Source organism: Streptomyces sp. NPDC058240 (assembly GCF_042882135.1).
In the GTDB taxonomy this organism is placed as follows: domain Bacteria; phylum Actinomycetota; class Actinomycetes; order Streptomycetales; family Streptomycetaceae; genus Streptomyces.
On record NZ_JBHVWT010000016.1, the window covers coordinates 97,766 to 116,640 of the forward strand.

21 protein-coding genes and 1 tRNA gene are annotated in these 18,875 nt (G+C 70.5%); 13 read left to right on the forward strand and 9 right to left on the reverse strand.

Annotated features, from left to right (window positions below):
• Positions 1 to 30: 30 nt before the first annotated feature.
• Positions 31 to 510, reverse strand: a complete 480-nt coding sequence (locus tag ACFVX4_RS24235) for a VOC family protein (protein WP_389980731.1) — start codon at positions 508 to 510, stop codon at positions 31 to 33.
• 312 nt (positions 511 to 822) lie between these two features.
• On the opposite strand from ACFVX4_RS24235, the gene ACFVX4_RS24240 reads away from it, so the two are divergent.
• Positions 823 to 939: transfer RNA gene (locus ACFVX4_RS24240), tRNA-OTHER, on the forward strand.
• 231 nt (positions 940 to 1,170) lie between these two features.
• On the opposite strand, the gene sodN is transcribed toward ACFVX4_RS24240, so the two are convergent.
• Complete coding sequence (gene sodN, locus ACFVX4_RS24245) at positions 1,171 to 1,566, reverse strand: superoxide dismutase, Ni (protein WP_093899557.1); 396 nt, start codon at positions 1,564 to 1,566, stop codon at positions 1,171 to 1,173.
• A 179-nt stretch (positions 1,567 to 1,745) separates the two neighbouring features.
• Here sodN and sodX point away from each other — a divergent pair, with 179 nt between their 5' ends.
• A complete protein-coding gene (gene sodX, locus ACFVX4_RS24250) occupies positions 1,746 to 2,204 on the forward strand; it encodes a nickel-type superoxide dismutase maturation protease (RefSeq protein WP_389980733.1) in 459 nt (152 codons plus the stop codon).
• On the opposite strand, the gene ACFVX4_RS24255 is transcribed toward sodX, so the two are convergent.
• Positions 2,108 to 2,737 (reverse strand): CGNR zinc finger domain-containing protein, encoded by a 630-nt coding sequence (locus ACFVX4_RS24255; protein ID WP_389980735.1) that lies wholly within the window; start codon positions 2,735 to 2,737, stop codon positions 2,108 to 2,110. The genes sodX and ACFVX4_RS24255 overlap by 97 nt on opposite strands.
• Positions 2,738 to 2,826: 89 nt before the next feature.
• Between ACFVX4_RS24255 and ACFVX4_RS24260 the strand changes: the two genes are divergently transcribed.
• From ACFVX4_RS24260 to ACFVX4_RS24270, 3 genes are all read left to right on the forward strand, one after another.
• Positions 2,827 to 3,588: a class I SAM-dependent methyltransferase gene (locus tag ACFVX4_RS24260; protein ID WP_389980737.1), complete on the forward strand. Its 762-nt coding sequence runs from the start codon at positions 2,827 to 2,829 to the stop codon at positions 3,586 to 3,588.
• A gap of 146 nt (positions 3,589 to 3,734) precedes the next feature.
• On the forward strand, positions 3,735 to 4,223 hold the full coding sequence (locus tag ACFVX4_RS24265; RefSeq protein ID WP_389980739.1) for a sigma-70 family RNA polymerase sigma factor: 489 nt from the start codon (positions 3,735 to 3,737) through the stop codon (positions 4,221 to 4,223).
• Positions 4,220 to 4,969, forward strand: a complete 750-nt coding sequence (locus ACFVX4_RS24270) for a hypothetical protein (RefSeq protein WP_389980741.1) — start codon at positions 4,220 to 4,222, stop codon at positions 4,967 to 4,969. Before ACFVX4_RS24265 ends, ACFVX4_RS24270 begins: the two co-directional genes overlap by 4 nt.
• 57 nt (positions 4,970 to 5,026) lie before the next feature.
• Here ACFVX4_RS24270 and ACFVX4_RS24275 read toward each other — a convergent pair whose 3' ends face one another.
• Genes ACFVX4_RS24275 through ACFVX4_RS24285 form a run of 3 tightly spaced genes read right to left on the reverse strand, consistent with a single transcriptional unit; the run spans position 5,027 to position 7,706 of the window.
• The gene (locus tag ACFVX4_RS24275) at positions 5,027 to 5,788 is read right to left on the reverse strand and encodes an amino acid ABC transporter ATP-binding protein (RefSeq protein WP_389980743.1); all 762 of its coding nucleotides are present in this window, start codon (positions 5,786 to 5,788) and stop codon (positions 5,027 to 5,029) included.
• Positions 5,785 to 6,735, reverse strand: coding sequence for an amino acid ABC transporter permease (locus ACFVX4_RS24280; protein ID WP_389980745.1), 951 nt, complete (start codon positions 6,733 to 6,735; stop codon positions 5,785 to 5,787). Before ACFVX4_RS24280 ends, ACFVX4_RS24275 begins: the two co-directional genes overlap by 4 nt.
• Before the next feature lie 29 nt (positions 6,736 to 6,764).
• Complete coding sequence (locus ACFVX4_RS24285) at positions 6,765 to 7,706, reverse strand: ABC transporter substrate-binding protein (RefSeq protein WP_389980747.1); 942 nt, start codon at positions 7,704 to 7,706, stop codon at positions 6,765 to 6,767.
• A gap of 520 nt (positions 7,707 to 8,226) precedes the next feature.
• Between ACFVX4_RS24285 and ACFVX4_RS24290 the strand changes: the two genes are divergently transcribed.
• The 5 genes from ACFVX4_RS24290 to ACFVX4_RS24310 all read left to right on the forward strand — a co-directional run bounded on the left by ACFVX4_RS24290 (position 8,227) and on the right by ACFVX4_RS24310 (position 12,931).
• Complete coding sequence (locus ACFVX4_RS24290; RefSeq protein WP_385329419.1) at positions 8,227 to 9,438, forward strand: NADP-dependent malic enzyme; 1,212 nt, start codon at positions 8,227 to 8,229, stop codon at positions 9,436 to 9,438.
• Between the two features lie 199 nt (positions 9,439 to 9,637).
• On the forward strand, positions 9,638 to 10,603 hold the full coding sequence (locus tag ACFVX4_RS24295) for a zinc-binding dehydrogenase (RefSeq protein ID WP_385329421.1): 966 nt from the start codon (positions 9,638 to 9,640) through the stop codon (positions 10,601 to 10,603).
• Between the two features lie 32 nt (positions 10,604 to 10,635).
• Positions 10,636 to 12,051: a cellulase family glycosylhydrolase gene (locus ACFVX4_RS24300; protein ID WP_389980749.1), complete on the forward strand. Its 1,416-nt coding sequence runs from the start codon at positions 10,636 to 10,638 to the stop codon at positions 12,049 to 12,051.
• A gap of 92 nt (positions 12,052 to 12,143) precedes the next feature.
• Complete coding sequence (locus ACFVX4_RS24305) at positions 12,144 to 12,353, forward strand: sigma factor-like helix-turn-helix DNA-binding protein (protein WP_389980751.1); 210 nt, start codon at positions 12,144 to 12,146, stop codon at positions 12,351 to 12,353.
• Entirely contained in the window at positions 12,353 to 12,931 is a 579-nt protein-coding gene (locus tag ACFVX4_RS24310) for a Clp protease N-terminal domain-containing protein (protein ID WP_389980753.1), read from the forward strand. Before ACFVX4_RS24305 ends, ACFVX4_RS24310 begins: the two co-directional genes overlap by 1 nt.
• Before the next feature lie 58 nt (positions 12,932 to 12,989).
• Here the strand turns inward: ACFVX4_RS24310 and ACFVX4_RS24315 are convergent, their stop codons facing one another.
• Positions 12,990 to 13,979: a helix-turn-helix transcriptional regulator gene (locus ACFVX4_RS24315; protein WP_389980755.1), complete on the reverse strand. Its 990-nt coding sequence runs from the start codon at positions 13,977 to 13,979 to the stop codon at positions 12,990 to 12,992.
• 1 nt (position 13,980) lies between these two features.
• Entirely contained in the window at positions 13,981 to 14,838 is an 858-nt protein-coding gene (locus tag ACFVX4_RS24320) for a DUF4097 domain-containing protein (RefSeq protein WP_389980757.1), read from the reverse strand.
• Positions 14,839 to 14,992: 154 nt separating this feature from the next.
• On the opposite strand from ACFVX4_RS24320, the gene ACFVX4_RS24325 reads away from it, so the two are divergent.
• Positions 14,993 to 15,835, forward strand: coding sequence for a hypothetical protein (locus ACFVX4_RS24325; protein WP_389980759.1), 843 nt, complete (start codon positions 14,993 to 14,995; stop codon positions 15,833 to 15,835).
• On the opposite strand, the gene ACFVX4_RS24330 is transcribed toward ACFVX4_RS24325, so the two are convergent.
• Positions 15,836 to 16,018 (reverse strand): DUF6104 family protein, encoded by a 183-nt coding sequence (locus tag ACFVX4_RS24330; RefSeq protein ID WP_003961784.1) that lies wholly within the window; start codon positions 16,016 to 16,018, stop codon positions 15,836 to 15,838. It lies immediately after the preceding gene.
• Positions 16,019 to 16,203: 185 nt separating this feature from the next.
• On the opposite strand from ACFVX4_RS24330, the gene ACFVX4_RS24335 reads away from it, so the two are divergent.
• Positions 16,204 to 16,746, forward strand: coding sequence for a CU044_2847 family protein (locus tag ACFVX4_RS24335; RefSeq protein WP_389980761.1), 543 nt, complete (start codon positions 16,204 to 16,206; stop codon positions 16,744 to 16,746).
• Positions 16,743 to 18,809 (forward strand): trypsin-like peptidase domain-containing protein, encoded by a 2,067-nt coding sequence (locus tag ACFVX4_RS24340; RefSeq protein WP_389980763.1) that lies wholly within the window; start codon positions 16,743 to 16,745, stop codon positions 18,807 to 18,809. The genes ACFVX4_RS24335 and ACFVX4_RS24340 overlap by 4 nt, the downstream gene beginning before the upstream one ends.
• The last annotated feature ends 66 nt before the right edge of the window (positions 18,810 to 18,875 follow it).

Here is an 18,875-nt window from a genome sequence, read left to right on the forward strand (position 1 = left end):
CGTCCTCCGGTATCTCCGCGTCCGCGCGTCTCAGCCCTCGTCGTGCGCCTTCCGCAGCGCGGCGACGTCCAGCTTCTTCATGGTCATCATCGCCGCGGTGGTCCGCGCGGCCTTCTCGGCGTCCTGATCGCCGATCAGGTCGATCAGCGCCTCGGGGACGACCTGCCAGGAGACGCCGTACCTGTCCTTCAGCCAGCCGCAGGGTCCCTCCTCGCCCCCGTCGGTGAGGCTGCTCCAGTAGTAGTCCACCTCGTCCTGGTCCGAGCACCGGATCTGGAACGAGATGGCTTCATTGAAGGTGAACTGCGGCCCGCCGTTCAGCCCGACGAACTTCTGGCCATTGATCTCGAACTCGACCGCCATCGCCGATCCGGCAGGCCCGGGTCCCGCTTCGGTGTAGCGGCCGGTCCTGCCGAGGCGGGAGTTCTTGAAGACCGAGAGGTAGTACTCCGCCGCCTCCTCTGCCTGCCCGTCGAACCACAGACATGTGGTGAAGCCCTCGGTGGTCATCGCTGTCTCCCCTCGTGTACGCAGCCCCGACGTCTGCGCATGTCCACCCATATCGACCGATCCTGCCCCGAGAACTCATCGGTGGTACGAGGAGCGAATCGACGGGGGACCGCCATCGGCCGACTTCATATGGTCCCCTCGGGAGAGGCGAAACCTTCGGCGACACGGCCGCGTTCCAGGTAAACGGCTTCGCAAACACCTTCGCGAACGGCTTCGCACACACCCCCGCACACGCCTTCGTAAACGGCTTTCTCGGGCTGGGGAGTTGCCCCTACGATCACCGTAGCGGGATCGCGCGGTCCCACAGACTGCGGCGCCGTGGCAGAGCGGCCCATTGCGATCGGCGTCCGGAGGTCACCCGTACGCCGACTGAGGGGAACAGGGCGGACCTGCCCTCCCCGTCCGCGGGTTCGAATCCCGTCGGCACCGCAGTCGACTCCAGGCTCCGTCCGGGCCCTCGATCCGGGTGGCGCTCACCGCAGGACCGGCGGCCGATGGCCGGCGCGGCCATCGAAGCAGTGGATTACGCCCACCTGCGATCGGGCGAATAGGACCGCACCCGGTCCGTCATGGACGCCGTGCTCGGCGGCCTGCGGGCCGGGTGCGGGGAGGTGGGCGATGCGAGCCGCGAAACCGCGGGTCGGACAGCCCGGCCGAAGATCAGGCCTTCTTGGTCTCCCAGAAGATCTTGTCGATCTGGGCGATGTAGTCCAGCGCCTTCTGGCCGGTCGCCGGGTCCGTGGAGGCCTTCGCGGCCGACAGGGCCTTGAGGGCGTCGTTGACCAGCTGGTGCAGCTCCGGGTACTTCTCGAAGTGCGGGGGCTTGAAGTAGTCGCTCCACAGCACCGAGACGTGGTGCTTGGCGAGCTCGGCGCGCTGCTCCTTGATGACCACCGCGCGGGCCCGGAAGTGCGGGTCCTCGTTGGCCTGGTACTTCTCCTGGACGGCCTTGACGGACTCCGCCTCGATGCGGGCCTGGGCCGGGTCGTACACGCCGCAGGGCAGGTCGCAGTGGGCGCTGACCTTCACCTTGGGGGCAAACAGGCGGGAAAGCATTGAGCTGTCCTTCCTCGTGATCGTCTTCTCAGGTGGGACATTACTCCGTGAGAGACGTGTTTTCGTGGGTGCCCCCATGGGCTTAGGCCAAAAGTCCAGGGCGAGGATGGGACCAGTGGCCGAATGCGCGGAACGCTGTACAGGACGTGTACTGGACGGACCGGGGAGGTGCCGGAGAGATGCGGGAGGTGCCGGAGGTGCCTGAGCTGACGCAGGAGCAGCCCGGCCGAGGGTTGGCGGCGCGGGTGCCGTTCCAGGTGGTGGAGGTGACCGGGCCGTCGATGGTGCCGACGCTCCATCACGGGGACTGGCTGCTCGTGCAGTACGGGGCGACGGTGCGCCCCGGTGACGTGGTGATCCTGCGGCATCCGTTCCAGCAGGACCTGCTGATCGTGAAGCGGGCCGCCGAGCGCCGTCGGGGCGGCTGGTGGGTGCTGGCCGACAACACCTTCGCGGGCGGGGACAGTACGGACTACGGGGCGGTGCCCGAGGAGTTCGTACTGGCCAGGGTCCGGGCGCGCTACCGGCCGCTGAAGAAGGATCAGCGGTCGGTGCGGGGCGTGGTGGCCTGGGCGGTCTCCGCGCTCCGGCCGGTGCCGGCCGCCCGTTCCGTCTCCAGGCGCTTGCGGGCCCGGTAGGCGGCCACATTGGCGCGGGTCGCGCAGCGGTCCGAGCAGTAGCGGCGGGACCGGTTGGTCGAGGTGTCGAGGTAGGCGTTTCGGCACGGCGATGCCTCGCACAGGCCGAGCCGGTCGACCCCGTACGAGGTGAGGTGGAAGGCGAGGCCCATCGCCGCGATGGCGGCGTACCCGGCCGTCGCGTTCGACGGGTGGTCGGCCAGGTGCATGTGCCAGTCCGGCTTGCCGTCCTCGTCGCGGATGTCGTGCCCGGAGATCTGCGGGCTGACCGGGAACTCCAGCAGCAGCGAGTTGAGCAGGTCGACGGCGAGCGTCTCGTCACCGCCGTCGGCCGCTTCGAAGACCGAGCGCAGCCGCCCCCGTACGGACCTGAATCGGGTCACGTCCGCGTCGGTCGCCCGCCGGGCCGCCTGGCCGTTGGCGCCGAACAGCTCGCGGACCGCCTCCACGGAGGTGAGGGAGTCCTTGTTGCGGGCCGGCTCCTCGGTGTTGACCAGACGTACGGCGTAGTCCGAGTAATAGGCCAGTTCCACTTGTAGTCCTTACGGCGTCGGTCTATGGTCGATGCAGCGAACGGTGTAATGGTTGTTTGTGGTTCCAGGGTATTACATGGAGGTTCCTGGTGGCGGAGACATCGACAGGTACGGACTGGCGGGCCTGGCAGGAGAGCTGGGACCGGCAGCAGGAGTGGTACATGCCCGACCGCGAGGAGCGGTTCCGGGTGATGCTGGACATGGTCGAGGCCCTCGTGGGGCCGCGGCCGAGGGTGCTCGATCTCGCATGCGGTACGGGAAGTATTACGGACCGGCTGCTCAAGCGGTTCCCGGAAGCCACCAGCACCGGGGTGGATCTCGACCCGGCGCTGCTCGCCATCGCGCGAGGCTACTTCGACGGCGACGAGCGCGTCACCTTCGTCACCGCCGACCTCAAGGACCCCGAGTGGGCGGGGCAGTTGCCGTACGACTCGTACGACGCCGTGCTCACCGCCACCGCCCTGCACTGGCTGCACACCGAACCGCTCACCGCGCTCTACGGCCACATCGCCGGGCTCGTCAGGGACGGCGGGGTGTTCATGAACGCGGACCACATGATCGACACCGCGACGCCCCGGATCAACGCGGCCGAACGCGCCCACCGGCACGCCGCCATGGACCGCGCCAAGGCCGCGGGCGCGGTCGACTGGGCCGACTGGTGGGCGCTGGCCGCCAAGGACCCGGTCCTCGCCGGACCGACCGCCGAGCGGTACGAGATCTACGGTGAGCACGCGGACGGCGACATGCCCTCCGTGCACTGGCACACCGACACCCTGCGCGAAGCGGGATTCGGTGAGGCGCGGGCCGTCTGGGCCTCGCCCTCGGACACCCTGGTGCTCGCCGTGAAGTAGCGGCGGCACCCGCGAGGAGGGGCGGTACGGGCCGGTTGCCCGTACCGCCCCTCCTTTTCTGTCCTCTGCTGCAACCCGCCGCGCCTCCCGCCGCACTGGAAGGGTGAGACGGTCCGCACCCGCGGACCCGGAGAGGGGCGCCGACGATGCGGATCGATGACGATGCCGCGCTGCACGCCTTCGTCGAAGGCGGACGAACCGCGCTGTTCCGCAGCGCGTACCTGCTCTGCGGCGACCGGCACGAGGCCGATGACCTGGTCCAGGCGACGCTGGTCAAGGTGGTGCTCGGGGGGCGGCGGTACGGACGGCTCGACAACATCGAGGCGTACGCGCGCAAGACGTTGATCAACACCTTCATCGCATCCCGTCGCCGGTTCTGGCGGCGCGAACAGTCCTACGGCGAACTGCCCGACCGCGCCGACCGGGCGCCGGACACGGACACCGGGCTGGCGGTACGGGCGGCACTCGCCCGGCTCACGGACAAGCAGCGGGCCGTACTGGTGCTGCGCTACTGGGAGGACCTGAGCGTCGAGGCCACGGCCGGACTGCTCGGGATGCGGGAGAACACGGTCAAGAGCCACGCGGCTCGGGGGTTGGCGGCGCTGCGCGCCGAGATGGCGGAGGAATTGGTATGAACAACGACGTGCACGAGCTGCTGGGGCGGGCCGCGGAGGACGCGGGGCAGCCGGCCACCTCCACCCGGACGGTGTACGCCGGAGCCGCCCGGGTGCGGCTGCGGCGCCGGGTCGGCGTCTCGGTCGCGGCAGTCGCCGTGGTCGCGGCCGGTGCCGTCGCCGTGCCGAACCTGGCCCCGAAGGGGGACACGCAGGAGACCACGGTGGCGGCCCCGGTCGAGCTCGCGGGGAACGGCGGCCGGGCGAAGGAACTGGTGAAGGTGCTGCCCAAGGGCGTCGGGGACGTCGAGCAGGTCTCGCTCTCCGTCATCCTCAAGGGCGACACCTCCGAACAGGAGATGCCGCATCTGGCGGGACCGCTGGACGGGCACTACTCCGTACGCAAGGACGGCGGCGTCGGCTATCTCGTCATCGGCTACCTGGACACCGGGAGCCGCGTCGCGGGGAGTGATCCGTGCAAGCCCGCCCACGGGGTGCCGGGCATGGCGGACTGCGTGAACGAGAAGGTGCCGGGCGGCGGGGTGCTGACGATCTGGAGCGACCCGATGAACTACGACGGTGCGCCGAAGTGGGGACGGGAGCTGGTCGGCCGGCTCGTGCTGAAGGACGGCGGTGTGCTGAGCATCCGTGACAGCACCGGCTTCAAGGGCGAGCAGGCGCAGGGGCCTGTCATGAAGACGCCGCCGCTGACCCGTGCCCAGTTGCGGGCGCTGCTGCTCAGCCCGGAGCTGCTGCCCAAGAAGTAGGAGGTACGGAAGAGGGCGGTACGGACGCCGGGTCCGTACCGCCCTCCTCCCGCGCTCCTACAGCACCTTCGACAGGAACGACTTCGTCCGGTCGTGTTGCGGGTTGGTCAGCACGTCGCGCGGGTGGCCCGACTCGACCACCACACCGTCGTCCATGAAGACCAGCGCGTCGCCGACCTCACGGGCGAAGCCCATCTCATGCGTCACGACGATCATCGTCATGCCGTCCTCCGCGAGACCGCGCATGACGTCCAGGACATCGCCCACCAGCTCCGGGTCGAGCGCCGACGTCGGCTCGTCGAAGAGCATCAGCTTCGGCTCCATGGCCAGGGCGCGGGCGATGGCCACCCGCTGCTGCTGTCCGCCGGAGAGCTGGGAGGGGTAGTTCTTCGCCTTGTCGCCGAGGCCGACCCGGTCCAGCAGCCGCTCGGCCCGCGCCCTCGCGACGGCCCTGGACTCGCGCCTGACCTGGACGGGGGCCTCCATGACGTTCTCGATCGCCGTCATGTGCGGGAAGAGGTTGAAGCGCTGGAAGACCATGCCGATGTCCCGGCGCTTCAGCGCGACCTCGCTGTCCTTGAGCTCGTAGAGCTTGTCGCCCTTCTGGCGGTAGCCCACCAGCTCGCCGTCGACGTACAGCCGGCCGGCGTTGATCTGCTCCAGGTGGTTGATGCACCGGAGGAACGTCGACTTGCCGGAACCGGACGGGCCGATCAGGCAGAAGACCTCCTGCGGCGCGACCTCCAGGTCGATGCCCTTGAGGATGTGCGCGGCGCCGAAGGACTTGTGGACGGCCTCGGCCTTCACCATGGCGGTCATGCCATGCCTCCCTTCGGGCGGCCCAGGGACAGGAGATTGGCCCTGACCTTCTGGAACGGGGTGGGCGGCAGGCTGCGGCTCGAACCCCGCGCGTAGTACCGCTCCAGGTAGTACTGGCCGATGCTCAGCACCGAGGTCATGATCAGATACCAGGCCGCGGCCAGGAAGTACATCTCGACCGGGGCTCCGGACGCCTGCCCGATGTCCTGGGCGTTCTTGAACAGTTCGTAGAACTGCACGGCCGCCACCAGCGACGTGGTCTTGAGCATGTTGATCACCTCGTTGCCCGTGGGCGGCACGATCACCCGCATGGCCTGCGGGATCACGACGCGGCGCAGGGTCTTGCCGTGGCTCATGCCCAGCGCGTGCGACGCCTCCGTCTGGCCCTCGTCGACCGAGAGCAGACCCGCGCGGCAGATCTCGGCCATGTACGCGGCCTCGTTGAGACCCAGGCCGAGCAGCGCCGTCAGCAGCGGCGTCATGAAGCTCGACCAGTAGTCCTTGTAGATCGGCATCAGGTCGATGTACTCGAAGACCAGGCCCAGGTTGAACCAGACGAACAGCTGGACCAGGACCGGGGTGCCGCGGAAGAACCAGATGTAGAACCAGGCGATCGACGAGGTCACCGGGTTCCTGGACAGCCGCATCACGGCCAGCAGGATGCCGCCGACGATGCCGATGACCATGGACAGCGCGGTCAGCAGCAGGGTCTGGCTGACGCCCTTGAGGATGCGGTGGTCGAAGAAGTAGTCGGGGACCGCACCCCAGTTGATCTTGCCCTGGCTGAAGGCGTAGACGATCGCGGCGAGTGCCCCGATCGCGACGACCGCCGAGACGTACCGGCCGTAGTGGCGGACCGGAATGGCCCTGATCGCCTCGGGTCCGGATGGTGGGGTGGAGGGTATGGGTGGCTGGTCGGCCGGCCCCGTCTTCTCGATGTCAGTCACAGGAAGAACCTTTCAGCGCCGGTGCCTGCTCAGGATCCGCCGTTCAGCTTGGCCTCGGTGACCGCGCCGGCCCCCACACCCCACTTGGAGATGATCTTGTTGTACTCGCCGTTCTTGATGATCGCCTCCAGGGCCGCCTGAATGGCCTTGGTCAGCTGGTCGTTGCCCTTGGCGACCGCGATGCCGTACGGGGCGGCCTCGACCTGCTCGCCGACGATCTGGAAGTCCTTGCCGCCGCCCGAGGTCTTCACCGCGTACGCGGCCACCGGGAAGTCGGAGGAACCGGCGTCGACGCCACCGCTGCGCAGCCGGGTCTGGGCCTCCAGGTCGTTGTCGAAGGTCTCGATGGCGATCTTCTTGCCGCCGGTGCACTTCTTCGACTCGGCCTTGGCGAGGTTGTGCGAGACGGTGCCGCGCTGGACCGCGATCTTCTTGCCGCAGAGGTCGGCCCAGGTCTTGATGGACTGGTCGTCGCCCTTCCGGGTGTAGATCGAGACACCTGCGGTGAAGTAGTCGACGAAGTCGACGCCCTCGCCGACCTTCTTCTTCGTCTCGGAGTCGACGCCCTGCTGGCGGTCCTTGGTGTCGGTCATCGAGGACATCGCCAAGTCGTAGCGCTTGGAGCGCAGGCCGGTGATCAGTGTGTCGAACGTGCCGTTCTGGAACTGGAGGGTCACGCCGAGCTGCTTGCCGATCGCGGCGGCGATGTCAGGGTCGATGCCGACCGTATTGCCGGACTTGTCCTTGAACTCGACCGGTGGATAGGCGATGTCCGAACCGACCTTGATGACTCCCTTGTCCCTGATCTCCTTGGGCAGGAGGTCGGAGAGCGGGGCCGACGAGCGGTTCGTCGACCCGTTCTTGGTCTGGTCGCCACAGGCGGCCAGCAGCATGGTGCCGGCGACCGCGATGGCGCCGACCGCTGCGATCCTGGATTTCGCGGCCGGGCGACGTGTGGTGCTTGCGGTCATGATCGGGGTTCCTCCGGCAGGTGAGGGTGGTGTTACCAGGCGGTATGGGCACACGACTGTGGACTCGCCCCCCTGTGTGATTAGGGCATCTTGCCATTCGGACTGGCTCAAACTTGCCGCTGCTCATATCAAAATCGGATAACGGGCGATCCCCGAACCTCAGGAGGCCGGTACGCGAGGCCGGACCATCCGCGGGGTTTCCCTCTTCACGCCGGAAGATCTGTGGCGCGTCTCGACTGGTGGACGCTTTCGTCGCTCGGCGGACTTGTCCAGATATTCGACTATGAGTCACGTCACCGAGTCGATTTGGACTCGTCCATGACGTGGTCCTTCGGGTAAGAAAGACCTTTACACCCCTCATCCGGGGCTCAGGGCGCGTGTGCGGCGCGCCCGCGCGTATGTATTTCCCCCTGCCGGGGCGGGCCAACCGTCGACGCGGGGCACGTACGCGGTGCCCGCCCACCCCTCCTCAACCAGGAGTGGCCACCCTCAAACGATGAAGACTTAAGGGGTCAACACCATGGCAGCGGAGATCGTCAATCCTCGCAGCGACAGCACCACTGACAGCACCACCGATGAGCCGTTCGATCCGGCCTTCGCTCTCCACCGCGGGGGGAAGATGGCCGTGCAGGCCACCGTTCCCATCCGTGACAAGGACGATCTGTCCCTCGCCTACACGCCCGGCGTCGCCAAGGTGTGCAGCGCCATCGCAGAGAATCCCGAGCTGGTCCACGACTACACCTGGAAGTCGCAGGTCGTCGCCGTCGTGACGGACGGCACCGCGGTGCTCGGCCTCGGTGACATCGGACCCGAGGCGTCCCTCCCGGTGATGGAGGGCAAGGCCATCCTCTTCAAGCAGTTCGGCGGTGTCGACGCGGTGCCGATCGCGCTCGCGACCACCGACGCGGACGAGATCGTCGAGACGGTCGTCCGGCTCGCGCCCTCCTTCGGCGGCGTGAACCTGGAGGACATCTCGGCGCCGCGCTGCTTCGAGATCGAGCGCAAGCTCCAGGAGCGGCTCGACATCCCGGTCTTCCACGACGACCAGCACGGCACCGCCGTCGTGACGCTCGCGGCCCTGCGGAACGCCGCGAAGCTGTCCGGCCGCAGCCTCGGCGATCTGCGCGCCGTCATCTCCGGCGCCGGCGCCGCCGGGGTGGCCATCGCGAAGTTCCTGCTGGAGGCGGGGCTCGGCGATGTCGCTGTGGCCGACCGCAAGGGCATCGTGAGCCGGGACCGCGAGGACCTGACCGAGGTCAAGCGCGAGCTGGCCGAGCTCACCAACCGGGCCGGGATCTCCGGCCCGCTGGAGAGCGCGCTGGCGGGCGCGGACGTCTTCATCGGCGTCTCCGGCGGTACGGTCCCCGAGGCGGCCGTCGCCTCGATGGCGCCCGGCGCGTTCGTCTTCGCCATGGCGAACCCGAACCCCGAGGTCCACCCCGACATCGCGCACAAGTACGCGGCCGTCGTGGCGACCGGGCGGTCCGACTACCCGAACCAGATCAACAATGTGCTGGCCTTCCCCGGCATCTTCGCGGGCGCCCTCCAGGTCCGGGCCTCCCGGATCACCGAGGGCATGAAGATCGCCGCGGCGAACGCGCTGGCCGACGTCGTGGGCGACGAGCTCGCGGCGGACTACGTGATCCCGTCGCCGTTCGACGAGCGGGTGGCCCCGGCGGTCACCGCCGCGGTGGCGGCCGCCGCACGGGCGGAGGGCGTGGCCCGGCGCTGACGTCGGGGCGGGTGGGGTGCGGGTTCCCGGGTGCGGGGTGCGCCTGCGGCGGGCTTGTTCCCCACCCCGCACCTTCCCATAACCGGGGGCTCCGCCCCCGGACCCCCGCTCCTCAATCGCCGGAGGGGCTTGAATGCGCGGCGCGCGTCACACCCGTGGCCGGTTACGCCCGGCCGCGCCCCGGCCTATCGTCGGGGCCATGTTCGCCGCCTACGCATCCCGCATCGACCGCGACCAGCCCCTCAACGGCCTTGAGCTGGGTGAACGCCCGGCCCCCGAGGCACGCCCCGGCTGGACCACCGTCAATGTCCGGGCCGCCTCCCTCAACCACCACGACCTCTGGTCCCTGCGCGGCGTCGGCCTCGCCGAGGACAAGCTGCCGATGATCCTCGGCTGCGACGCGGCCGGAACCGACGAGGACGGCAACGAAGTCGTCCTGCACTCCGTCATCGGCCAGACCGGTCACGGCGTCGGCCCGAAGGAACCCCGCTCCATCCTCACCGAGCGCTACCAGGGCACCTTCGCCGAACAGGTCACCGTCCCCAGCTGGAACGTGCTGCCCAAGCCGAAGGAGCTCACCTTCGAGCAGGCCGCCTGTCTGCCGACCGCCTGGCTCACCGCGTACCGGATGCTCTTCACCAACGCCGGGGTGCGCCCCGGCGACTCGGTCCTCGTCCAGGGCGCGGGCGGCGGCGTCGCCACCGCCGCGATCGTGCTCGGCCGGGCGGCCGGGCTGCGGATCTACGCCACCAGCCGCGACGAGGCCAAGCGCAAGCGCGCCGTCGAACTCGGCGCGATCGAGGCGTTCGAGCCGGGCGCGCGGCTGCCGCAGCGCGTCGACGCGGTCATCGAGACGGTCGGGGCGGCCACCTGGTCCCACTCCGTGAAGTCGCTGCGCCCCGGCGGCACGCTCGTCATCTCCGGCGCGACCAGCGGTGACCGGCCCTCGCACGCCGAGCTGACCCGGATCTTCTTCCTGGAGCTGAAGGTCGTCGGCTCGACCATGGGCTCCAAGGACGAGCTGGAGGACCTGCTGGCGTTCTGCGCGACCACCGGTGTGCGGCCCGTCATCGACGAGGTGCTGCCGCTGGACCGGGCCCGCGAGGGGTTCGAACGGCTGGAATCGGGCGACCAGTTCGGAAAGATTGTGCTCACCTGCTCTTGAGGTGTGATGGGTGAGCTGCTCTGATCTGCGCCATGCGAATGCGGACGCGGATGCGGATGGGCAGCGTACTCACCTCGATCGTCACTTCGTTCGTGCTCGCGGCGGGGGCCCTCGCCCCCGCCGCCGACGCACACCCCGCACCACCGGAACAGCGGACCGGCATCCCCCGCCTCACCGACGACGAGGGCCGCACGCTCACCCTGCGCGGCTGGAACGTCGAGGACAAGGCGAACCGCGGCGACCAGGCGCTGACCGCCATCACCGAGAAACACTTCCGGGATCTGCGGGCCAAGGGCTTCGATTTCGCCCGGCTGCTGATCTTCTGGGACGACCTGGAACCGCGCCGGGGCCACTACAGCGCCGCCTATCTGCGCCGTATCGAGCGGATCCTGGACTGGGCGCGGAAGTACGACATCCAGGTGCTGCTCGACGCCCACCAGGACGTGTTCGGCCCGGCGTTCGGCCATCGCGGCATCCCGGCCTGGGCGACCCGCACCGATGGTCTGCCCTTCGCACCGCACCCCGACGACTGGTTCGCGGAGTACTTCGAGCCGGCCGTGCAGCGCGCCTTCACTCATCTCTACGAGGACCCCGACCTCCAGCGCGCCCAGGCGCGGATGTGGCAGGTCGTCGCCGAACGCTTCGGACACCACCCCGCCGTCCTCGGCTACGACCTGATCAACGAGCCGATGGGGGAGCTCGGGCAGGGCGAGGACCTGGCGACAGCCGCCCGCCGCATCGAGGCCCGGCAGCTCACCCCGATGTACAACCGGCTGGCCCGCGCGGTCCGTTCGGCCGACCGCACCAACTGGCTGTTCGTCGAACCCACCCCCATCGTCGGCGAGGGCGTCCCCACCGGGCTGGGAGCGATCCGGGACCAACGGACCGTCTACGCCCCGCACTTCTACAACACCGCGATGGAGGCGGGCGCCGACTACGACCCCTCGGCCCGCTGGATCGAGTCGTACGAGGCCGCCGTCACCGCGTACCCGGAGCAGCGGCACATCCCGGTCGTCGTCGGCGAATGGGGCCCGCTGAACAACGGGCTGCCGATGATGGGCCGCTTCTACCGGGACGCGATGGCCTCCCTGAGCCGCTACACCTCGGGCTGGGCGGGCTATGTGTGGTGCTACGGCGGCGGCTACTGCGCCCTGGACGAGAACGGCGCCTTCGCGGCCAACAAGGACCGGACCGCCACCCCGTACGCCCCCGCCGTTGCCGGAACCGTCCACTCCGACACGTACGACGACGACGCGCGCGTCTACCGGCTCACCTATACGGCGGGCCGCCGCGGCACCACGGAGATCTCCCTGCCGCCGACGGCCGGGCGGTGGCGGGTCTCGGTGGACGGCCGTGCCGAGGTCCGCAGGCACGGGGGAGAGGTGCGCGTCCACGCCCGCAAGGGGTCGCGTGTCACGGTGACGGTGACCGGGACCGTGACACGGTGACGGTGACCGGGACCGCGCGCGGCTGAGACGTTCGTACGACAGGGCTGTCAATCACGGTTGACAACCCTGCCGTGTCAACGTAGGTTGACAGCATGACTGAAGCGACGGATCTCGCCGCGCGCGCCGGTGACCGCGACCCCCGGGTGGGGCTGCGGGCGGTCGCCGCGCTGCGCCGGCTGCTGGAGCAGCTCGAAGCCGTACAGGTCAAAAGTGCCCGCGTGCAGGGCTGGTCGTGGCAGGAGATCGCGGCCGAACTGGGCGTCAGCCGGCAGGCCGTGCACAAGAAGTACGGGAGGCATTGATGTTCGAACGTTTCACCAGGAGCGCCCGGGAAATCGTGACCGGCGCCGTGGCCCATGCCGAACGGACCGATGCCGCATCGGTCACCGAGGAGCATCTGCTGCTCGCGCTGCTGGACCGTCAGGAGGGCCGGGCCGCCTTCGCCGCCGCCTCGCTGGGCCTCGCCGACCGCCGTGCGGACGTGGCGGCCGATCTGGTCACGGCCCGCCGCCACGGCGGGCTGACCCGGGCCGATACGGACGCGCTCGCGGGCCTCGGCATCGATGTGACCGAGATCGTCGCCCGTGTCGAGGAGGCCCACGGGGAGGGTGCGCTGGACAGGGCCCGGCGGCGTGGCGCGGGGCGTCGCCCGTTCACCCGCGGGGCGAAGGACGTCCTGACGAAGTCGCTGCGGATCGCGGTGGGGCGCCACGACCGTTGCATCGGCGACGAGCACCTCCTCCTGGCGCTCACCGCCTGCCCCGGCGTGGTCGCCGACGTGCTCGCCGCACATGGCGCGACGTACGGAACGGTGAACCGCGCGCTGTACGGGGGCGGGGACGGGGAGGGAGACGCGGGGCAGCTCAGGAAGGCGGGCTGAGCCCCGGGGCCGGGGCCACCCGGGTCGTGCCCCGGGGTCGGCGCCCGCCCCCGCCCCGTCACTTCTCCCCGCCGTCGCCCTTCCGTAGCAGGGCCCCGATGTGGGCCGCCGCCGTCGACAGATGGTGGCGGGCCTCCTTCAACTGCTCCTCCGTGACACCTCGGTCCCGGGCCGCGTCGCGGATGTCGTCGCGGAAACGGTCGAGCAAGCGGTCCAGGTCGCGGGCCGGGTCGCCGGTGCCGGCGGTGTCCTTGCCCCAGTCGGGGTCGGCGGGCTCCGGCTTGATGTACGGGGGCCGGCCGCCCGACCTGGCGAGGCCGCTCAGCTGGCCGGTGATCTCGGCCAGCCCCTCCCTTACGCCCGAGGGCCAGTCGCCCCGGGCGAAGTGCTCCTGGACCTGACGGGCGGCGTTCTGCATCTGCTCACGCGCCCGGTCCTGGGCCTCCTTGGCCTGGCGGCGGGCCTGCTGGGCCTCCTCGCGGGCGCGGCGGGACTCGTCCTTCGCCCGGCGGGCCTGCTCCTTCCACTCCTGCTTGGCCTTGCGCAGCTCCTCCTTCGCGGCGCGCCACGCCTCCTTGTCGCCGAAGTCCCCGAGGTCGCCGAAGGCGGACTCCCAGTCACCCTTGCGGCCGGAACCGGAACCGGAACCGGAACCCGTGTGCCTGGTCTCGTCCGCCGCGGCCCGCATCTCGCTGCGCAGCTTCCCGGCGGCGCCGCGTACGTCGTCCCGTATCTCGGCGGCCAGCTCGGAGACCGAATCCCGGATCTCCAGTTCCAGATCGGCCAGTTCGCCCGTACGGCCGGCCAGTTCGGCGCGGCCCGCGTCGGTGATCGAGTAGACCTTGCGGCCGCCCTCGGTGGCATGGGTGACGAGGCCCTCGGCCTCCAGTTTGGCGAGGCGCGGGTAGACCGTGCCCGCCGAGGGGGCGTACAGCCCCTGGAAGCGCTCCTCCAGGAGCCGGATCACCTCGTAGCCGTGGCGGGGGGCCTCGTCGAGAAGTTTCAGCAGGTAGAGGCGGAGGCGGCCGTGGGCGAATACGGGGGGCATGTCAGAGCACCTTTCCGGTCGGCTCGGCATCGTAGGGACCGTCCTCGGCCGGCGGGCGGCGCAGCAGGGCGATCGATCCCGAGACGGTCGTCGCCCTCAGCTTCCCGGTCCCGGCGCCGAGCGTGCCGGTGATCTTCTTCGCCCCCCACTGGCCGCTGACCCGCAGGTCCTCGAACCCGTTGGAGACGGAGCCGCTCGCGGTGTTGGCCTCGACCGTCGCGTCCGCCGGGTGCGGCAGCCGGATGGCGACCTCGCCGGAGACCGTGGTCAGCCGGATGTCCGTGGGCTTCCCGGTCGGGTCCAGGTCGATCACCATGTTGCCGCTGACCGATTCCGCCCGTACCGAGGCCCCGGCGCCCTCGACGACCGTCAGATCGCCCGAGACCGAATGGAAGCGGAGCTCGCCGGTGACCGACTGGGCCTCCACGCTGCCGGAGACCGTCTCGGCCAGGACCGGCCCCGCGAGCCCGACCAGCGTGGTGTCGCCGGTGACGCCGCGGACGTCCGTACGCCCGCGGATCCCGGACACGACGGCGCCCGCGCCCACGACGCCGACCTCCACCGCCGACCCGGCCGGGACGGCGAGCGAGACGACCGCGCTACGGTGCCAGCCCTTGTGGTCGAACCACTTGAGGAAGTTCTGCCAGGGCAGGTCCTCGTACGCGACCGTGAGCGTGCCGTCCTCCTGGGTCACGATCAGCGGCGGTCCTTCGATCCCGGAGATCTCCAGCCGGGCGGTCGGTTCCTCGGTGCCGACGACATTGACGGCGCCTCCGACGATGCGCACGCTGAGTGACGTCACGGGGTCGTCGAAGGTCAGCTTCTGGGGCTCGGCGATGGCCCATGTCGACACAGGCATGGATCTGACCTCCCGGGGGGCACGGAATGACGCAACATATCGCGTCTCTTGCTGAACACGATATATCGCGGATTGGGGAAGTCAAGGCGCGTCGTGCGGTCGCCGATGGACCAAAGAGCGCCAAATATGGGCAAATTGCCCTAGCGTGTGGAACATGAACGCGACATCCCCCGCGGGGGCGCTGCTGCTGTGCCGTGCCGAACCGGAGACCGTACGGCCGGTGGCCCATCTGCTGCGCGAGCGGATGCTGCTCGCTCCCGCCGGAGACGGCTGGTCCGTCCTCGTACCCGAGGGAAAGCCCTGGCAGGGCGGTGCCGGTGCCGGTGATACGGACGTGGAACCGGTCGACCGGGTCGTGGCCGGCTGGGTCACCGCGCTCGCGGTCGGCTCGACGTGGCCCGTGCTCGCCCTGTGGTGGGACGGCGACCGGGCAGGCTACACGCTCGCGTCCGGATTCCGCCGTCCGGTCGGCTACGTCTGGCTCGCCGACGGCACCCCGGCCGGCGAGGACGAGGCCATGCGTACGTTCGCCGAGCGCCTCGGCCTCGATCCCGTGCTGGACGTCCAGTCGCTCGAAGGGCTGACCCGCCCGGACCCGGACGTCGACGCGCGCATCCGGCTGCGCGGGCTGCTCGCCGTCCTGACCCGGATCGGGCTGGTCCTTCCGCCCGGCCTGGACCCGGACACCCCCGGCGACCGGCTGTACGCGGCGGCCGACGACCGGCCCGAAGCGGAACCGCTCGTCTGGACCGGGTGGCGCGAGGTGGTGCGGGCCGAACTCGACGCGGTCGAGAGCAGCCGCCTCGGCCCCTGGATACGCGGCCCCAGGGCCCGGGCGCTGGCCGGTGCCCAGATCGCGGCCGGACTGCCGCTGGCCCTCTGGGGGCTCCGCCACCGCGGCGGCGGATGGGTGCTCGCGGGGGCGCTGCTGCTGGCGCACGGGGCGCTCGGGCTCGCCTACGACCGGATCAGGGATGCCGAGGACGGGCGCGGGTGACTACTCGTCCTCGTCCTCGTCGTCGAGCCGGGCCAGCCAGGTCGCGAGGCGCTCGACCGGCACCTCGAAGTCGGGGTTGAGATCGACGAACGTACGGAGCTGCTCGGCGAGCCACTCGAAAGTGACCTCTTCCTCGCCTCGCCGCTTCTCCAGCTCCTCGATACCGCGGTCGGTGAAGTACATGCGGCCAGCCTAATGCCTGGTGACAGCCCCGCGAAGGCCGGGAGCGGGACCCCGGGCCGCGGTTCCCGGCAGCCGCGCGAGCCCGCCGAGAACCGGCCCGCACCACCCCCGCGTCCTGGTCCATGTACCTCGCATCGGGCGCGTACTGCCGTTAACCTGCGGGTAGTTGGGGAACGGGGGGTTTCATGGGTGACAGTGACGCCCGTATTACGCGCATTGAGATGCCCGACGGCACGGAGGTCTGGGCGCGGATCTCCGGTGCCGAGGAGGAGCTGGCGCAACCCGGCTCGGGCCCGTCGTTCACGGACATCGGCGCCGGGAACATCGCCGATCGGGTGCAGGCCCGGGTCGAGAGCCTGCAGGGGGTCGTGACCAGCGTCGCGCGTTCGCTCGCCGAGCCGCTGCGGGCCGTGCGGCCCGACGAGGTCAGCGTCGAATTCGGCATCGAACTCACCGCGAAGTCCGGCAAGGTCGTCGGACTCCTCGCGGACGGCGAGGCCAAGGGGTCCATCAAGGTCACGCTGACGTGGAGCGGCGGCGGGCCGCCCCTCGACCCACCGCCGCCGGCACAGGTGCCCGCGCAGGCGCCGGGGCAGCAGCCGGCCGCCCCCTCCGCCTCTCCCGCTCTTTCTGCTTCTCCCGCTCCTCCCGCTCCTTCCGCCGGGGCACCCGCCGGCGCATCGGCGCACGCGAGCGGCACCGGGCCGGACGACGGAAGCGGATCGTGACGCACCCGCCGGGCGGGGGCGCGTGGCAGGGGCCGAACGACGCGGAATCCGCGCTGATGAGCCTCGTGAAGGACGCGACGGTGCGCATCCATCGTCCGGAGCCCGGGTATGCCCCTGAAGGATCCGACGGCGACTTCCTGGGGAGCGGCTTCTTCATCGCCCCGAACTGGGTCCTCACGTGCGCGCATGTCGCGATGGAGGGGAGGGGGCGTCAGGTGAACGTGGTGTACAAGACCGCCCGCGGCGGCGACGCCGTCCGGGTCGGGGGCACGGTCAGGGCGGCCCTGCCCGAGGAACGGCCCGGCACGGGCGGCTGGCCGGCCCCCGACCTCGCCCTCATCCAGCTGCTGCGCCCCGTCGAACACCCCTGTGTGTACCTCAGCGAGCGTTCCACGGGCATGAACCGCGGCGCGTACTACTTCGCGGGCTGGGCGGACGGCGGCGCGGGCACGCTCAAGCGGCTCGGCCGGGAGTGCCGGGTGGTGGGCACCGTCGACGACTGGGCCGACGGCGACGAACAGGTCCTGATCGAGGCGAGCCAGCTGTACGCGGGCATGTCCGGCGGACCCGTCGTGGACCTGGTCCGGGGCGAGGTCGTCGGCGTACTCAAGTCGCGCGCCACCGATACGAACGGCGGTACGGCGATCGGCGTGGAGCGGCTGCGCACGCTGCCCGTGCCGGAGCGGGCGGCGACGGCCGAGTCCGACGACCCGTACCAGGCCGTGTTCCACGCCCACGACCGCTACCACGCCGACCGCCACAACAACCCCGTCGACGACGAGGAGACCTGGGCGGACGTCCAGCGGGACCTGGGCTCCGTGGCGGGCCCGGCGCTCACCCCGCAGCAACGCGTCGACCTGCTGGGGCGGCTCGCCAAGCTCCCTCCACCGGTCAGTACCCGCAGCCTTCTCGACATCCTCGGCGGCCTGGGCCACGGGTACCGGACCGTCGGCGTCCCGGCCCCCCGCGGCTGGCGCGACGGGCTGGGCGTCCTCTACGACGCGCGCGAGGGCGACGAGGCGCTGGAGCGGATCCTGCGCTACTGCATGAGCGCCATCGCCGCCGAACGCCCGTACGTGGTGCCGTCCACCAAACTCGCCGAGGACGCCCTGTGGGACTGGGTGAAGGAGACCGCCGAGGACCGGCTCCGGCGGCCGTTCCGCCGTGAGATGGCCCGGCTCCGGTACCAGGGCCGGTACGACCGGGGCGCCGAGCACCTGCGAACCCCCGAACCGGCCGACGAGCCGGTCCGGCCACCGCGCTCCCCGTCGTCCGTCGTGCTGTACCTGGAGCCCCGCGCCTGGCAGCCGGACCACTACGACTGGCGGGTCGTCGCCCGCCTGTCCGCCGACGACCTGCCCGTGACGGAGAACTACCAGGGCACCAGGGCCGACGAACTGCCGGCCAGGCTCGCCGCCTCCCTCGGGAAGGCGTTCCGGATGTGCGACGAACCCGACAACCCCGCGATCCTCCAGGTCGTGGTGGAACCGGCGCTGCTCGACCTGGAGATCGAGAAGTGGCAGCTGCCCGGGGACAGCAGGCCGCTCGGAGTCCAGCGGCCGGTCGTCATCCGCTGCTCGGACGAGCGTTCCGCCCCGTCCGAGGACGCCCTCCCGGAGCGCGAAGCGCGCTGGAAGCGCATCCACACCGGCCCGATGCGGGCCGCCGTCGTCGACTGCGACGACGGTATGCGGGTACCCGTGCCCATGATGGCGGAGCTGCGCGGACTGGCGTACGAGACCGTCCCGGTGCTCTGCCGGTACGGCGGACGGACCGACGCCCAGAGCGTCGCGGGGTTCGGGCGGGTGCTCGACGGCGGGTTCGGCGTGGTCCTGTGGCGGCGCCCGAGGACCGAACGGGCCGCGTCCTGCACGGAGTTCCACCTCCGTGTCGTCGACACGGTCGACGGGGCGGGCGTGGCCGACCGGCTCCCGCAGAAGATCCATGAGCTGAGAAGAGGGGTGCGCGAGGGCCGTACCGACATGTTCTGGTCGGACGGCATTGCCCTGATCTACGGCAATCCGCAACCGCCGCCGCCCGGACCGTTGTTGCAGGCGCCGTGAATCCCCTTACGGGGTGTGGACCGGATGGCTACGGTGAACCACGTTCGACTGCTGCCCCTGGCGGAA

Bases quoted from the DNA above. Each gene is read 5' to 3' on its own strand.
- ACFVX4_RS24235 (WP_389980731.1), bottom strand. From the start codon at position 510: ATGACCACCGAGGGCTTCACCACATGTCTGTGGTTCGACGGGCAGGCA.
- sodN (WP_093899557.1), bottom strand. From the start codon at position 1,566: ATGCTTTCCCGCCTGTTTGCCCCCAAGGTGAAGGTCAGCGCCCACTGC.
- sodX (WP_389980733.1), top strand. From the start codon at position 1,746: ATGCGGGAGGTGCCGGAGGTGCCTGAGCTGACGCAGGAGCAGCCCGGC.
- ACFVX4_RS24265 (WP_389980739.1), top strand. From the start codon at position 3,735: ATGCGGATCGATGACGATGCCGCGCTGCACGCCTTCGTCGAAGGCGGA.
- ACFVX4_RS24270 (WP_389980741.1), top strand. From the start codon at position 4,220: ATGAACAACGACGTGCACGAGCTGCTGGGGCGGGCCGCGGAGGACGCG.
- ACFVX4_RS24275 (WP_389980743.1), bottom strand. From the start codon at position 5,788: ATGACCGCCATGGTGAAGGCCGAGGCCGTCCACAAGTCCTTCGGCGCC.
- ACFVX4_RS24285 (WP_389980747.1), bottom strand. From the start codon at position 7,706: ATGACCGCAAGCACCACACGTCGCCCGGCCGCGAAATCCAGGATCGCA.
- ACFVX4_RS24290 (WP_385329419.1), top strand. From the start codon at position 8,227: ATGGCAGCGGAGATCGTCAATCCTCGCAGCGACAGCACCACTGACAGC.
- ACFVX4_RS24295 (WP_385329421.1), top strand. From the start codon at position 9,638: ATGTTCGCCGCCTACGCATCCCGCATCGACCGCGACCAGCCCCTCAAC.
- ACFVX4_RS24300 (WP_389980749.1), top strand. From the start codon at position 10,636: ATGCGAATGCGGACGCGGATGCGGATGGGCAGCGTACTCACCTCGATC.
- ACFVX4_RS24305 (WP_389980751.1), top strand. From the start codon at position 12,144: ATGACTGAAGCGACGGATCTCGCCGCGCGCGCCGGTGACCGCGACCCC.
- ACFVX4_RS24310 (WP_389980753.1), top strand. From the start codon at position 12,353: ATGTTCGAACGTTTCACCAGGAGCGCCCGGGAAATCGTGACCGGCGCC.
- ACFVX4_RS24315 (WP_389980755.1), bottom strand. From the start codon at position 13,979: ATGCCCCCCGTATTCGCCCACGGCCGCCTCCGCCTCTACCTGCTGAAA.
- ACFVX4_RS24320 (WP_389980757.1), bottom strand. From the start codon at position 14,838: ATGCCTGTGTCGACATGGGCCATCGCCGAGCCCCAGAAGCTGACCTTC.
- ACFVX4_RS24325 (WP_389980759.1), top strand. From the start codon at position 14,993: ATGAACGCGACATCCCCCGCGGGGGCGCTGCTGCTGTGCCGTGCCGAA.
- ACFVX4_RS24330 (WP_003961784.1), bottom strand. From the start codon at position 16,018: ATGTACTTCACCGACCGCGGTATCGAGGAGCTGGAGAAGCGGCGAGGC.
- ACFVX4_RS24335 (WP_389980761.1), top strand. From the start codon at position 16,204: ATGGGTGACAGTGACGCCCGTATTACGCGCATTGAGATGCCCGACGGC.